The sequence below is a fragment of the Hyphococcus luteus genome, from assembly GCF_002943565.1.
Lineage (GTDB): Bacteria > Pseudomonadota > Alphaproteobacteria > Caulobacterales > Parvularculaceae > Hyphococcus > Hyphococcus luteus.
In genome coordinates this window covers 191,807-206,491 of sequence record NZ_PJCH01000017.1, presented here as the reverse complement: position 1 = coordinate 206,491, position 14,685 = coordinate 191,807, and the positions used below count along the sequence as shown (strand labels likewise).

The window sequence follows — 14,685 nt, the reverse complement described above, 5'->3', positions numbered from 1 at the left end:
TGAGGAACCGGATGGACAGACGTTCGCTAGCCGAAGACCCGATGCCGCCAAGGCTCTTCTCCTTCAAGAGCAGAGCCGGCCTCGCATCGTGGCGTGGAAAGGAACGTCTGATCTTCCTCTTTCCTCACAGGGTTGCTGGCAGTTCGACCCCGGCTCTGAAGCGTTAACAGGCTGAAAGGCGAAACATTCCATGGCGCATCCTCTGAGCGGAGCCAATCCCGGCACTCTGGCGACGGTGATGGGCCGGTCGGGCCTGCCCAGCCACCCGCTTCAAGGGGCGGCGATCGGGCTCTCGGCGCTCGCGCGCTGGCCGTTTTCCACCGCCGAGCGGCTGATTATGGACGGCAAGCTGCCGAAACTCGAAGACATGCCGGCGCCGGTCTTCATTCTCGGTCACTGGCGCTCAGGCACGACCCATCTCTACAACATCATGTGCGAGAGCGGCGAGTGGGGCTATGTGCCGCCGGTGGCGACGGGCCTGCCCTGGGATCTTTTCGGGCTCGCAAAAGTCTTCAACCCGCTGCTCGAACGCGCGCTCCCCAAGCACCGTTATATCGACAATATTCCGGTGACGCCGACGAGCCCGCAGGAAGACGAGATCGCCATCGCGAACATGTCGGAAGTCTCGTTCTATCACGGCATCTATTTTCCGAAGGCGTTCGCCGAAAACGTAACGCGCGGCCTTTTCTTCGACGGCTGCACGACGGCCGACATTCGCGGCTGGCGCAAGCAGTTCTCATATTTCCTGAGGAAGCTTTACCTCTATCAGGACGAAAAGCCGCTCCTTATCAAGAACCCGGTTTATACGGGCCGCTTCGCCATGCTGAAGGACATGTTTCCCGACGCGAAATTCATCCACATTCACCGCAATCCTTACGACGTTTTCGTCTCTATGCGGAATTTCTATAAAAAACTTTTGAAGGAATTCGCGCTGCAGGGCTACGATCATGTGGATATCGACGAGACCATCCTCTCCGTTTACGAGCGGATGATGACCGATTATCTGCGCGATGCGGAAGGCATGGGGCCGGACAAGCTTGTGGAGCTGCGCTATGACGAACTAGACGCCGATCCGATGGCGTCGGTGGAGACAGTCTACGACCGGCTGGGGCTGCCCGGTTTTGAGGCGGCCAGGGGCAAATTCGAGGCCTATCTTGCCTCCGTCGCGACCTTCGAGAAAAATAAGTTCGATTATTCCGACGAAGCGGCGGCCAAAGTAGAGGCGCGTCTGAAGCCCTTCATCGACAAATGGGATTATCGCCGGCCGGGCCGGAAACAAGAAAAGCCCGCCGGCGATGAAGGGAAGGGCGAAGGGGCGCATGGGGAAGACGCTGCTTAAAATCGCGGCTTTGGCGTTGCTTCTCGCCGCCTGCGGGCGCGCGGAAATCGGCGCGGCGAAATACGGGGGCGATGACTGCCGCCGCGTTTCGCTGATCGACGCCGCGACGGGCGCGGCGGTGCGCGGCGCCGAGGATTTCGCCCTCGACGCCGAAAACGGACGGCTTTTCATTTCCGCCTATGACCGGCGCGCGGTCGAAAAAGCCGCGCGCAAGAAACGCGAGACGCTGCCCCAGGGCGGGCTTTACGCCGTGGCGCTCGCCGATCTTTTCAACCCTGAGACACAGGCGCTGAAAGCCGAGTCGCTCGCTAGTCCGGCGGACTTCGCCGGGGGCTTGCATCCGCACGGGCTTTCCTTCGATGCGGCGAACCATGAGCTTGTCTTCATCAACCGCGCTTACAGGCGCGACGGGCGCAAATGGACAATGACGCCGCATCTGAGGCGCATCGGCGCCAATGGCGAAGTTTACGTGGGTGTGGCGGAAGCAGCCCATTGCGCCGCCAATGATGTGGCGGCGGACGCAGACGGGGTCGTGACCAGTTTCGATCATGGCTCCTGCGGGCTGGGCGCCGGGTTTGAAAACGTCTTCGGTCTGAAACGCAGCGGCGTTGCGCGCCGCGGTGAGACGCTTTTCGACAAGGCGCTTTTCGCCAACGGCCTCGCGCATCGTCAAAATGGCGATCTCGTGATGGCGGCGACGCGCGAAGACGCGCTCCTGACCCTCGGCGACGACTTTGCGGAAACCGGGCGCATCGCCATTCCCGGCGGACCCGACAATCTCACGATCGCTGATGACGGCGACATCGTCGCGGCGGCCCATCCCTCGCTTTTCAAGCTGATGCTGACCCGTAAATTCGGGTTCGGCGCGGCGCCGTCGCGCATCGTCAAAGCGGACCCGGAGACGGGGGCGGTCGAGATCCTGTTCGACGATCCCAAAGGCGCGCTGTTCAGCGCCGCCACCGTCGCCATCGAAACCGAAAACGGCCTCGCCGCCGGATCGGTCACCGATGAAGGGCTGCTTGTCTGTCAGGCGGCTTCATGAGCGGCGTGACGCTGGTCACCGGCGGCGCCGGCTTTGTGGGCAAGGCGCTGGTTGAACGCTTGCGCGCCCAAGGCGAGCGCGTCCGCAGTTTCGATCTTGCAGCGCCCGTTCATGAAGACGACATGCAGGGGTCCATCACCGACAGGGACGCCGTAACGCGCGCCATGGCCGGCGCCTCCTCCGTCTTTCATCTCGCCGGCAATGCCCAGCTCTCGGCGCGCGACGACACGGTGTTCGATCTCGTCAATCATCAGGGAACGATCCTCGTCGCGCATTCTGCTAAAGATGCTGGCGCGCGCCTCGTCCATTGTTCGAGCCTGACGACGCTGGTCAGCGCAAAGACTCCTATCGGCGCGTCAAATGCGGACGAAACGCTCCGCTGGACGCCGGAAGACATGCTTGGACTTTATCCGCGGTCGAAATTGCTGGCCGAACATGCTGTCGAACAGGCGGCGCGCGAGGGCCTCGACGCGGTCATCGCGCTGCCGACGGAGCCTTTGGGGCCGGGCGATGACGTCATTACGCCGCCGACGCAGATGATCCTCGATTTCGCCAATGGCGAGACGCCGGCCTTTATCGACTGCGTCCTGAATTTCGTGCCCGTCGACAGCCTCGCCGAAGGGCTGATCGCTGCGCGCGATAAGGGCCGCAAGGGCGAGCGCTATCTTTTGGGCGGCGAGAACATTCCCATGACGCGGCTTCTTGCGATGATTGAAAAGCAGACCGGGCGTCCGGCGCCGAAAACCAGAATGCCTTACTGGGTGGCGCTCGCCGCAGGCGCCGTCGATACGGGGATTGTGTCAGCAATTACCGGCAAGCCGCCGAAAGCGCCGCTCACCGGCGTGCGCCTTGCGGGGCGTCAGGTGTCGTTTTCTTCTGAAAAAGCGGCGAGAGAACTCGGCTGGCGCGCCGCGCCCGCCGAACCGGCGCTCGCCGCCATGCTCGTCTGGGCGCGTGAAAAGGGACTGCTGAAAGCGGTTTAACCTGTCGTCAAAAAGTCCCATCATCGCGTGCAGGAGAGGTTGCGATGAGCGCTGTTGAAGAAAAACAACCCGTTGAATACGCACGCTGGCTCGGCGGGCGCGATTTCGATGACTGGCGCGAGGAGTTCGACCGCGAGGGCTATCTCATATTCAAAAATGTCCTGAGCGGCGAACAACTCGCCGCAATCAAGGCCGCGCTGGCGCCTTATCTCGATCAGAACGTCAGGGGGCGCAACGAATTCGAAGGCCGGGAGTCGAACCGTGTTTACGCCATGCTGGCGAAGTCGCCGGTCTTTGCGGACCTGGTGACGCATCCCCTGGCCATGGCTTTCGCAGAGGCCGATCTGGGGCCGGACTGTCTTCTGTCCGCCTGCCTCGCCATCAATCTCCATCCCGGCGAGACCGCCCAGCCCTGGCATTTCGATGACAGTCATTGCGGGTGGCCGCGCCCGCGGCCATCGCTTGGCGTCTCGACTTTCTGGGCGATCACCGACACGATGGAGACCAACGGCGCCACGGAAATCCTGCCCGGCAGTCATCTGTGGGCGGAGGACCATATCGAAGGCGCCATCGCTGAAGACGATTTCTCGAAGACCGGCAAGCGCGAGGGGGATCCTGGTTTCCGGCCCGATGCGGTGAAGGCGGTGATGCCCGCAGGTTCTCTTATGGTCGCCAAAGGGACGCTCTGGCACCGCGGCGGCGCCAATGTCTCGGATCAGGACCGCCTCCTCATCACGCCGCAATATTGCCCGGGCTGGACGCGTCCCCTTGAAAACATGTCTCTCGCCGTCCCCCCGGCCATCGCGCGGACCCTGCCGGTCCGGGCGCAGGAGCTCCTCGGTTATTCCATTCATCCGCCTTTCATGGGTTATGTGGACGGGCGGCACCCGAAACGCCTGCTTGGCGATTAAGTTCTTGATCGCGATCAAGTCATTGCGCCGGCGGCGGTTTAAGCTGCAAAATAGGATGCTTATATAGGCTAGAGGCCAGGGAGCGCAGCTATGCAGTTCAAATCCATTATCGCCGCCATCGATCTCGACGACGATCTCGCCGAAGGCGTGGTCAGCGCCGCCGCCAGTCTCGCCCATAAGGACGGGGCGGGGCTGCAGATCGTCAGCGTCTGGCCGCCGCTGACCACGGCGACGCCCGGCTTTTCCGCCGAGCTCGGCGCCAGTTCGTCCGTGGTCACCGAAGCGCTCATGGAGCAGCACAAGGAAGGCCGTGCGGACGCGGTCAAGCAGCTCGAGGCGATGACCGAGAAGCGCGCCCCCTCGGCCAAGTCGGTCATGCTCGACGGCGAAGCGCCGGACGAAGTCGCCCAATATGCCGCCAAGATCGGCGCCGACGTCATCGTGACGGGCTCGCACCAGCGCAATTTCTGGGGCTCGCTATTCCAGGGCAGCGCCTCCATGGAGCTGGTGCGCGAGGCGCCCTGCGCGGTGTTCCTCGTGACCAAGGCCTTCGCCGAAAAGCACAAATAAGAAGCTCTCAGGCGCCGGGCCGGGAATAGGTCCGGCCTTTCCATTGTCCGCCTTGCCCCTGTTCGTGGCGCAGGGCGGAGGAAACCGTCATGGCCGAATAAAACCCGGCGGCGACGGGCAACAGCGCCGCCTCCCAGGGCGCGCGGCCGTAAAGCCGCAAGGTTGGCCAGTAAGTGTAGCCCATGAGGGCGCAGGCCCCCGCGGCGTAGGCGAGCGCCGCCAGATTCCAGTGTGAAAACAGGGTGAGGATGATCAGCGGCGGCGCCAGATAGATCAGCGCCATGCCGAGCGCCGTCCCCGCCAGCATCAAGGGCGAATAGTCCAACTGCGCATAGGCCGTGCGCGCCACCATGTTCCAGATCGAGGACAGCTCGCGATTGTCGCGCAGAGAGACGGCTTCGTCGCGCGCGAGCCCGATCCAGATTCGGGTCGCGGGCGTCAGGTCCTTCACGGCTTTCGCGAAAGTGCAGTCATCGATGAGCGCGGTCCTGATCGCGCCCATGCCGCCGATCGCCTCGATCGCTGCGCGCCGCGCCAGCATGCAGCCGCCCGCCGCCGCCGCCATGTTGTCGTCGGGGTCGTTGGCGCGCGGGAAGGGATAAAGTTTCTGGAAGAAATAGACGAAAGCGGGAATGAGGAATGAGGCCCAGGGCCCCCGCGAATCGAGCCGCGCCATCAGCGAGGCCAGCGCGAGATTTTCTTTTTCAGCTTTCGAGACGAGCCGGGCGAGCGTATCGCGGGAAAGCACGATGTCCGCATCAGTCAACAGGACGTATTTTGCGTCCGGCGCGATTTCTTTTGCGCGCTCCAGACCGTTTTCGACGGCCCAGAGCTTGCCGGTCCAGCCATCGGGCAGGGGCGGGACCGTGACCACGTCCAAAGCCCGCTCATCGCCGGCCGCGGCGGCGAGCGCGATGTCCGCCGTTCCGTCGCTCGAGCCGTCATCGGCGAGGATCACCGTCAGCTTGCCCGGATAATCGGCGGCCATATGGGCGCGGATGACCGCACCGATGGTTTCCGCCTCGTCCCGGGCGGGGATCACCGCAACGATATCGGGCCAGGCCTCAGGCGCCGGGGGATCGCCGAGGCGTTCCGAAGCGCGCCAGAAATCGCCGCGCAGGAGCGTCAGCCAGCCCCAGGCGGCGAGCGTGGCAAAGGCGATGAAGGTCAACATGGAGCTCCAATAGCGGCTTTCAGGGAGCGGCAAAACCCGCCTTGGAAAAGCGGTCGAAATCCGTAAGGTGCGCCCCATGTCAACCGCACGGGATATTGCTGTCGATGCGCCCGCCTCAGCCGGGGCGGAGACCCCTTCAGGAAAAGGCGCGAAGGACGAGAATTTTCCCGTCGGGTCTTTCCTCCTGCCGAAACATCTGCGCCCCCATGTGGCGGTTTTTTACGCCTTCGCCCGGGCCATCGACGATGTCGCCGACAACGCCGCGCTTTCCTCCGAAGAGAAGATCAAACGCCTTACCGCTTTCGATGCGGCCCTGAACGGCGCGCCCGGCTATGGCGAGGCCTATCACAAGGCCCACGCCTTACGCGAAAGCCTGCAGGAAACGGGCGTCACCACCAAGCATGGTTCGGATCTCGTCGCCGCTTTCATTCTCGACGCCGAGAAAAGCCGTTACGCCACATGGGACGAACTCCTCGGTTATTGCGAGCTTTCCGCCAATCCGGTGGGCCGTTATCTCCTTGACCTTCATGGCGAAGACAAAGCCGGCTACCGCTATTCCGACGCGCTGTGCACCGTGTTGCAGATCACTAACCATTTGCAGGATTGCGGCGACGACAAGCGCGAGCTCGACCGCATTTACATGATCGGCGACTGGCTGAAGGAAGAGGGCGAAGATTTTACCGTGGTTGAACGCGATGCTGTCTCACCCGGGTTCCGCAAGGTCATGGACCGGATGCTCGACGGCTGCGAAGAGCTGATGAAAGACGCGCGCAAACTGCCTTCCGCCCTCAACTCGAAACACCTCGCCATGGAATCGGCGGTGATCGTGCGGCTCGCCGAACGCCTTATTCAGATTCTGCGCAAAGGCGATCCGCTGGCGCGGCGCGTGGCGCTCACCAAGCTTGATTTCGCATCAGCAAGCCTGCGTGGCGCGGCGGCGGGCTTTTTCTCAGCGGGCAAAGGCGCGGAGTGATTTCGTGGACGCGGCCATGATCAGCCCGGAGGATGCGCGCCGTCACGCCGAAGAAACGGTGCGGCGCTCGAAAACCTCTTTCGGGCCGGGCATGCGCATTCTTTCCAGGGATCGGCGCGACGGCATGTACGCCGTCTATGCCTTCTGCCGCGAGGTGGACGACATCGCCGACGAAGGCGGGACCCGCGAGGAAAAACTTGCAGGGCTCAAGGGCTGGCGCGAGGAAATCGACCGGTTGTTCGAAGGACGCCCTGAATATCCGACAGGCATCGCGCTCTTGGAGCCCATGCGCCAGTTCGATCTGCCCAAGGAGGAATTTATCCTCATGATCGAGGGCATGGAGATGGACGCAAAAGGCCCCATCGTCGCGCCGTCAATGGACGAACTTGCCGCCTATACGCGGCGGGCGGCCGGCGCGGCGGGTCAGCTTTCCATGCCGATCTTCGGCGCGCCCAAGGGCAAGGCGTCCGACGATTTCGCGATATCGCTCGGCGACGCGCTGCAGCTAACCAATATTCTGCGGGATGTGGAACAGGACGCGAAAGAAGGCCGCCTCTATTTGCCGCGCGAGCTTCTTGAGAAACATGGCTGCCCGTTGACGCCGGACGCGATCGCCGCGGCGGAAGGGCTCCCCGCCGTGCGCGCGGAGCTTGCCGAGCTGGCGCGGGAGAAATTCGCCGCCGCGCGCGCAGCGTTGAAATCCCTCGACTGGCGCGTGCTCCGGCCCGCTCTTCTTATGATGGGCGTTTATGAGCGCTATCTCGATAAGATGGCGGCGCGCGGCTGGGCCAACGGCCAGCCGCGGGTCATGCTGTCAAAACAGGAAAAAACCATCATCGCGATCCGCTGGCTCATCGCGCCGAAATTGACCCGCGAGGCGCCCGGCCAATGACCCGCGTTCATATTATCGGCGCGGGGCTGTCGGGCCTCGCCGCAGCCGTGCGTCTCATCGAACACGATGTGCCGGTGACGGTTTACGAAAGCGCGGGCCAGGCGGGCGGGCGCTGCCGCACCTTTTACGACCGCCATCTCGAATGCGAGATCGACAACGGCAACCATCTGATCATGTCAGGCAACAAGTCGGCATTGTCTTACCTCGCGCGCATCGGCGCGGAAGATCCGCTCACCGGCCCGCCCTTCGCGCTCTATCCGTTCGTGGACGTTAAATCGGGCAAGCGTTGGACGGTGCGGATCAATGAAGGGCCGATCCCCTTCTGGGTCTTCGACAGGAAATGGCGCGTGCCCGACACGAACGTCATGGATTATGTGAAGGCGGCGGGAATCGCCTTCGCCGGTGACGGCAAGACTGTGGCGGAAGTTGTTGATAAAAATAGCGTTCTCTATCCCTGCTTCTGGGAGCCCCTGACCCTCGCCGTCTTGAATACGACGCCGGAAAAGGGCCAGGCGAAACTGCTCTGGCGGGTGATCCGCGAGACGTTCCTTCTGGGCGGGCAGGCTTCCGTGCCGCTGACCGCGAAGACCGGGCTTGGCCACGCCTTCATCGAGCCGGCGGTGAAGTTCATCGAGGCCCATGGCGGGACCGTGCGTCTCGGCGCGCGGGTGCGCGGCGTCTGGATGGAAGGCGGCGAAGTGACGACGCTCAACTTCGCCGACGAGACCGTAACTTTGGAGGAAGGCGACAAGGCGATCTTCGCCATTCCGCCGACGCGGCTCAAAGACTTGCTGCCCGATATCGATCCGCCGAATGACGACGCCAGCATTTTGAACATTCACTACCGGCTCGGCAAACCGGTTCCGCGTGCGGCGGTCGGCGACGGGCCGTTCATCGGCATGGTGTCGAGCCTCGGCCAGTGGGCCTTTGTGCGCGACGACGTCATCAGCCTGACGACCTCGGCCTCCAACGCCATTGGCGCCGACGATCAGCCCAATGACGATGTGGTTTCGAAAATCTGGCGCGAAACGCAGATTGCGCTTGGGTTAGAGGATACGGAGTATGAGCGCGTGCGCGTCATCCGCGAAAAGCGCGCCACGCCGGACCAGAGCCCGGAAGGCGCGCGCAAGCGCCTGAAACCGGAAACGCAGTGGCGCAATCTCTTCCTCGCCGGCGACCATACGGATACGGGCGTGCCCGCGACGATTGAAGGATCGATCAGGTCGGGAGACCGGGCGGCGGAGTTGGCGATTCGGAGTATTTCGTGAAAGACGGAAACAATATTCAGGATAAAGTTAAGGCATGGGTAAAAGCCTTCGAAGACCTTAGACAAGGCAAGCGCGACGTAAAATGTCCTGAATGTGGCGTAGGTGAAATGGCTCTTCAGAATATCGAGCATAATGGTCAAATTGTAGAGGTTAGGATCTACTGTTCTGAAGATCCAACTCATGAAAACTATGTGCGCCTCTGATACTAATAGCTCCAATTTCATCGGCGTCATTTGCGGGTTGAAATCCGAAGCGCAGGCTGTTGCGGCGGGCGTCGACAAATCCAAGATCCGCATCGGGGTTTCCGGCGCTAATGCGGCGCGTGCGGAAGACATCGCTCGGGACTTCTGCAATGAGGGCGCGAGCGCGATCTTTTCCATCGGCTTTTCCGGCGGCCTCGATCCGGCGCTGAGGCCGGGCGATCTCGTCATCGGCGAGACGATCATCGCCGATGACGGGTCGGTCTATGCGGGCGACCGTTATCTGCTCGGTTGTCTCAATCCCGCTCTTTCCCGCGAAAGCGGGAATCCAGGAAGGTCTGCAAAAATGGATCCCCGCCTGCGCGGGGATGAGCGGGGGAAGGTAGAAGCAAGATTGGCGGCGCTGTTCGGCGCGGACGAGATCGTCGACAGCACGCTGAAAAAGTCCGCGCTGTTTCAGAACCACGGCGCCGTCGCCGTCGACATGGAAAGCCATGGCGCGGCGCGGGCCGCCGCACGCGCCGGCGCGCCGTTTCTCGCCATCCGCGCCATCGCCGACCCGGCGGACCGGGCCCTGCCGCCGGCGGCCTTGAACGCCGTGGCGCCGGACGGGTCCGTGCGCGCGCTCGCCACGGTCGGCGCGGCGCTGCGCGATCCCAAACAATTATGGGCGTTGAGAGAGCTCGGGCAGGACTCGGCCGCCGCGGCGAAAACTTTACGCCGCAGCCTTGGCCCGCTCTTTAGCCGCCTTTTTCTCAGCCTCGATCTTTGATTTGTCGCTTTTTGCTAAGGGCCTGTCTTGTTCTGGCCCTCTTCTAACCGCTTTTGCATTATGGGTGATGGACAGCGGTCGCCCATTAACATCTCGCATCCTGCCCCAACAAGAACCACTATTAGTATCAAGGCCAATGGTGCGAAGATAAGTTGGTACGCTGGAAGTCGTCCCAAATCTCCGAGTTTCAGTACCCATCTTAATAATCCAAATAGAAAAACAAGAACTGCAATCGCAGCGGCAGAGTATTGAAGTAACTCAGTGGCTGTAACGTTGTTCATTCCCAAGCCCCCCCACTGCTTCTGCCGCTACGCCGCAGCCTCGGCCCGCTCTTTGGCCGACTTTTTCTCAGCCTCGATCTTTGACATCTCGGCTTCGACCAGTTCTTCGTGCATGTCCTCGGCGGGCCGCGCGTTCGACAGATCGATCTCCGGCGCCATGGGGCCCTCGGTCTTGATCTTGAACATGTTCGGGATGCGGAACATCTTGAAGGGATGCTTCACCGCGTCCATGGCCGCCGTCGGCTCATAGCCGCAATGGGCCATGCAGTTCGAGCATTTCTCGTATTTGCCGGTGCCGTATTTGTCCCACTCGGTCGTCTCCATCAGCTCCTTGAAGGTGGAGACATAGCCTTCGCCGAGAAGGTAGCAGGGCTTTTGCCAGCCGAAGACATTGCGCGTCGGCGAGCCCCAGGGCGTGCAGTGATATTCTTCATTGCCGGCGAGGAAATTGAGGAAGAGCGAGGAGTGCGACAGGTTCCATTCGCGCCCGCGTTCCTTGCCGATCTTGAAGATGTCGCGGAAGAGGTTCTTGGTTTTCTCGCGCGACAGGAAGTGTTCCTTGTCCTCGGCGCGCTCATAGGCGTAGCCCGGCGAGATCGAGATGTTGCAGCCGAGATCGGTGGCGAAATCGAGATAGTCCGCGACCTGCTCCGCGGTCATGTTGTCGAAGATCGTTGCGTTGACATTGACCTGGAAGCCCGCGTCCTGCGCCGCCTTGATCGCCTTGACGGCGATCTTGAAGGTGCCTTTCTGGTCGACCGCGCGGTCGTGCTCTTCCTCGAGGCCGTCGAGATGAACGGAGAAGAAGAGGAAAGGCGACGGTTTGAAGAGGTGCAGTTTCTTCTCGAGCAGCAGCGCGTTGGTGCAAAGCGACACGAATTTCTTGCGCTTGACGATGCCCTCGACGATTTCGCCGATTTCCTTGTGGATCAGCGGTTCGCCGCCGGGGATCGCCACCACGGGCGCGCCGCATTCGTCGACAGCGTCGAGGCATTCCTGCGCCGACAGGCGCTTATTGAGGATCGGCGCCGGATAATCGATCTTGCCGCAGCCGGGGCAAGCGAGGTTGCAGCGGAAAAGCGGCTCAAGAAACAGGACCAGCGGATATTTCTCGCGACCCATAAGGGTTTGCTTCGCCACATAGGCGCCGACGCGGATCTGCTGGTGAAGCGATACTGACATGAGCGGGTCTCCGGAGTTTTTTCTAATTCAGGGTCGGATGAGTTAGGCGCTGCTGACGGCCCAGGCTTCCAGCGCGTCTTTCGGGCGCGGCGTGTCGGCGAGTTCCTTCGGCAATTTGAAGTGGACGTTTTCTTCGACGCCGTCGAGCAGGTCGACCGTGACGTCGCAATGTTGCTTGAGGCGCGAGATCGTGTCCTGCACCAGGGTTTCGGGCGCCGAGGCGCCGGCGGTGAGGCCGATGGTTTCAACGCCGTCGAGCCAGGCCGGATCGAACATCCGCGCATCTTCGATGAGATAACTCGGAATGCCGAAATTCTCGCCGATCTCGCGCAGGCGGTTCGAGTTCGAGGAGTTGTGCGCGCCGACGACGAGCAGGAGATCCACCTGCTTCGCCATGGCGATCACCGCCGTCTGGCGGTTCTGCGTCGCGTAGCAGATGTCGCGGGTGTCGGGCCCGACGATATTCGGGAAGCGTTCCTTGAGGGCCGCGATGACGTCCTTGGTGTCGTTCACCGACAGCGTCGTCTGGGTGACGAAAGCGACGCGCTCGGGGTCCGCCACGTCGAGGCCGGCGACGTCTTCCGGCTCGGAAATCACATGAACGGGGCCGGCGATCTGGCCCAGCGTGCCTTCCACTTCCGGATGGCCGATATGGCCGATGAGGACGATGTCGTAGCCCTTCTCGGCGTAGCGGCGGCCCTCCTTGTGGACTTTGGTGACGAGCGGACAGGTGGCGTCGATGACGTCGAGATCGCGCTCCAGCGCCCCGGTTTCGACCTTTCGGGCGACGCCATGGGCGGAAAAAACGGTGACCGCGCCGGTCGGGATTTCGTCGATTTCCTCGACGAAAATCGCGCCCCGGGCGCGCAGGGTCTCCACCACATATTTGTTGTGGACGATCTCGTGGCGGACATAGACGGGGGCGCCGTATTTCTCCAGCGCCCGTTCGACAATGTCGATGGCGCGCTCGACGCCGGCGCAGAACCCCCGCGGCTGGGCCAGAACGACTTTGATTTTCTTATTATCCGTCGCCATAAAATCTCGCCCCTCCGCCATACACGCTCAAACGACAGCCGCTTTATTTCATGGGCCCGGCCAGCCTTCAACCGGGCGGCGGCCTGATTGAAGGCCGGGCCCGTATTTTCATTTCCCCTTCTATATCGCGAGTTGCGCTGCAGTGCAAAAGAACCCAGCGCGCCTTACTCGGATTTCAGACGCCCGTTGCGCCGCGGGCACGTCCGCCCAGAAGCCAGCCGGGGCCCGTCCAGACGCCGCGATTCGGACTTCTTGGCTCAAAAGGTCCCCTCGTGTAGCGTTCCCGGCGAGGGTGTATGTGGGTAACGATTGGGTGAGGGGGCCCGGCAATCATGTTTCGCAAATTTACAGGCGGGGCGCGCGAGGCGTCCTGGCCGGTCGACAAGGTCGTCGCCGCGCTGGAGACGCAATATGGCGGTCTTCACAAGCTGGGCGAGGACGGGCCGCTTTCGGTCTATGGCGTCCAGCATAATGGAATCAATTTTATCGTCGCCCTGATGCAGACCGCGGAAGGCTCCGGCAAGGTCGAGGAGATGGGTTTTCTCGCCCGCTTTGTCGGCTTTGAGGTGAGCGAGTTCCAGGTCGAGGCGATCAACCGCAATCTCCACATCTCCGTCGCCTCTATCGAAGACAGCGGCGATCTTTTCCTGATGGCGGGGCTCGAGGTCGCGGGCGCCTTCGATCAGGCGCAGTTCATGATGATGCTCGAAAGCTGGAAGCGCGATCTGATGATGACGCTCGCCCGGATTTCCGGCGACGGCGCCTCCATGGCGGCGGCCTTTCCGGCGGCGCGGATGGAAGCGGCGCGCGAATTCGCCGTCAACGCCGCCCCGGCGCCGGTGGAGGGAAGGCCGGTGGACATGCTGGCGAGTTTCCTCGGCGGCAAAGAAAAGCGCGCGATCTGTTCCGATTGCGGCGGGCGCGGCAAACGCGGCTTCTTTGCGCGCCTGTGCGGCGAATGCGACGGCTCAGGATTCGTGAATGCGCGGTGAGGGTGGCGTTTTCTGAAAATGCTGCATATTCATCTGCTCATCCCGGCGTCCTTCGAGACGCGCCCAATCCCTTCATCCTGAGGGCGTTCGCGGAGCGAACGCGTCTCGAAGGACGAAGGGATTGGGCGCTCCTCAGGATGAAGAGACGGTAAGAACGGAAAAGAAAGACCAGTCTGAATGTCAGCCTTTGCGAGCACCATCAAAGAAACCGCCGCCCTTGTCGAAGACGCGCTCGACGGCTTCCTGCCGACGCGCGGCGGGCCATTGGGCCGGGTCGTCGACGCCATGCGCTGGGGGGCGCTCGACGGCGGCAAGCGGCTGCGTCCCTTTCTGGTGATTGCGGCGGCGGATATGTTCGACTGTCCCCGGTCGCGCTCGGTGCGCGTTGGCTGCGCGGTGGAAATGATCCATTGCTATTCGCTGATCCATGACGACCTCCCCGCCATGGACGATTCGGACCTGCGCCGCGGCCGCCCTTCGGTGCACAAGAAATTCGACGACGCGACAGCGATCCTTGCGGGCGACGCGCTTTTGACGCAGGCCTTCGAAATTCTCGCGGAAAAGGAAACCCACTCTTCCGGCGACGTGCGCTGTGCGGTCGCGCTGGAGCTCTCCCGCGCCGCCGGCAAGATCGGCATGGTGGGCGGTCAGATGATCGACATCTACGCCGAGCAGAAGGAATTCGACATCGAAGGCATCGAGGAGCTGCAGCGCCTCAAGACCGGCGCGCTCATTCGTTTTTCCGCCGTCGGCGGCGGGCTGATCGGCGAGGCGTCGGCCGATGAAATCGCGGCGCTCGCGGCTTACGCCGAAGATCTGGGGCTCGCCTTCCAGATCGTCGACGATATTCTCGACGCCACCGCCGACGCCGAAACCCTTGGCAAGCCCGCCGGCCAGGACGCGGAGATGGACAAGGCGACCTTCATCAAGCTTCTCGGCATGGACGGCGCGAAGTCAAAGGCGGCGGACCTCGTCGAGCGCTGCAAGTCGCATCTCGACCGCTTCGGCGATGCAGCGGAGCCGCTCAAAGGCGCGGCGGATTTCGTGTTCGAGCGGAAGAGTTAGTCTGAA

At 62.4% G+C, this 14,685-nt stretch carries 15 protein-coding genes; 12 read left to right on the top strand and 3 right to left on the bottom strand.

All coding sequences use genetic code 11. The features are described from left to right. Nucleotides 1-190: 190 nt before the first annotated feature. The 5 genes from CW354_RS21485 (at nt 191) to CW354_RS21465 (ending at nt 4,845) form a co-directional block, all read left to right on the top strand. On the top strand, nt 191-1,339 hold the full coding sequence (locus tag CW354_RS21485) for a sulfotransferase family protein (RefSeq protein WP_104832156.1): 1,149 nt from the start codon (nt 191-193) through the stop codon (nt 1,337-1,339). Beyond that, nucleotides 1,320-2,381 carry a hypothetical protein gene (locus tag CW354_RS21480; protein ID WP_104832155.1) on the top strand — a complete coding sequence of 354 codons (1,062 nt, stop codon included), beginning with the start codon at nt 1,320-1,322 and terminating at the stop codon, nt 2,379-2,381. The genes CW354_RS21485 and CW354_RS21480 overlap by 20 nt, the downstream gene beginning before the upstream one ends. After that, nucleotides 2,378-3,364, top strand: coding sequence for an NAD-dependent epimerase/dehydratase family protein (locus CW354_RS21475; RefSeq protein WP_104832154.1), 987 nt, complete (start codon nt 2,378-2,380; stop codon nt 3,362-3,364). Before CW354_RS21480 ends, CW354_RS21475 begins: the two co-directional genes overlap by 4 nt. 44 nt (nt 3,365-3,408) lie before the next feature. Continuing rightward, on the top strand, nt 3,409-4,275 hold the full coding sequence (locus CW354_RS21470; RefSeq protein WP_104832153.1) for a phytanoyl-CoA dioxygenase family protein: 867 nt from the start codon (nt 3,409-3,411) through the stop codon (nt 4,273-4,275). 90 nt (nt 4,276-4,365) lie between these two features. Next, entirely contained in the window at nt 4,366-4,845 is a 480-nt protein-coding gene (locus CW354_RS21465) for a universal stress protein (protein ID WP_104832152.1), read from the top strand. 7 nt (nt 4,846-4,852) lie between these two features. Here CW354_RS21465 and CW354_RS21460 read toward each other — a convergent pair whose 3' ends face one another. Further along, nucleotides 4,853-6,019, bottom strand: a complete 1,167-nt coding sequence (locus CW354_RS21460; RefSeq protein WP_104832151.1) for a glycosyltransferase — start codon at nt 6,017-6,019, stop codon at nt 4,853-4,855. A gap of 76 nt (nt 6,020-6,095) precedes the next feature. Here CW354_RS21460 and hpnC point away from each other — a divergent pair, with 76 nt between their 5' ends. The 5 genes from hpnC to CW354_RS21440 are packed head-to-tail and all read left to right on the top strand — an operon-like array spanning nt 6,096 to nt 10,124. Then, entirely contained in the window at nt 6,096-6,992 is an 897-nt protein-coding gene (gene hpnC / locus CW354_RS21455; protein WP_104832150.1) for a squalene synthase HpnC, read from the top strand. 4 nt (nt 6,993-6,996) lie between these two features. Beyond that, complete coding sequence (hpnD, locus tag CW354_RS21450; protein WP_104832149.1) at nt 6,997-7,884, top strand: presqualene diphosphate synthase HpnD; 888 nt, start codon at nt 6,997-6,999, stop codon at nt 7,882-7,884. Further along, complete coding sequence (gene hpnE / locus CW354_RS21445; protein WP_104832148.1) at nt 7,881-9,152, top strand: hydroxysqualene dehydroxylase HpnE; 1,272 nt, start codon at nt 7,881-7,883, stop codon at nt 9,150-9,152. Before hpnD ends, hpnE begins: the two co-directional genes overlap by 4 nt. Continuing rightward, nucleotides 9,149-9,355: a hypothetical protein gene (locus CW354_RS23230; RefSeq protein ID WP_133162409.1), complete on the top strand. Its 207-nt coding sequence runs from the start codon at nt 9,149-9,151 to the stop codon at nt 9,353-9,355. Before hpnE ends, CW354_RS23230 begins: the two co-directional genes overlap by 4 nt. Beyond that, nucleotides 9,333-10,124 carry a phosphorylase family protein gene (locus CW354_RS21440; protein WP_104832147.1) on the top strand — a complete coding sequence of 264 codons (792 nt, stop codon included), beginning with the start codon at nt 9,333-9,335 and terminating at the stop codon, nt 10,122-10,124. Before CW354_RS23230 ends, CW354_RS21440 begins: the two co-directional genes overlap by 23 nt. A 308-nt stretch (nt 10,125-10,432) precedes the next feature. Here CW354_RS21440 and hpnH read toward each other — a convergent pair whose 3' ends face one another. Further along, complete coding sequence (hpnH, locus tag CW354_RS21435) at nt 10,433-11,587, bottom strand: adenosyl-hopene transferase HpnH (RefSeq protein ID WP_104832146.1); 1,155 nt, start codon at nt 11,585-11,587, stop codon at nt 10,433-10,435. 42 nt (nt 11,588-11,629) lie between these two features. Further along, a complete protein-coding gene (ispH, locus tag CW354_RS21430; protein WP_104832403.1) occupies nt 11,630-12,622 on the bottom strand; it encodes a 4-hydroxy-3-methylbut-2-enyl diphosphate reductase in 993 nt (330 codons plus the stop codon). Between the two features lie 332 nt (nt 12,623-12,954). Here ispH and CW354_RS21425 point away from each other — a divergent pair, with 332 nt between their 5' ends. Together CW354_RS21425 and CW354_RS21420 are read left to right on the top strand one after the other, a co-directional pair. Further along, the gene (locus tag CW354_RS21425) at nt 12,955-13,614 is read left to right on the top strand and encodes a type III secretion system chaperone family protein (protein WP_104832145.1); all 660 of its coding nucleotides are present in this window, start codon (nt 12,955-12,957) and stop codon (nt 13,612-13,614) included. Between the two features lie 177 nt (nt 13,615-13,791). Beyond that, nucleotides 13,792-14,679 (top strand): polyprenyl synthetase family protein, encoded by an 888-nt coding sequence (locus CW354_RS21420; protein WP_104832144.1) that lies wholly within the window; start codon nt 13,792-13,794, stop codon nt 14,677-14,679. The last annotated feature ends 6 nt before the right edge of the window (nt 14,680-14,685 follow it).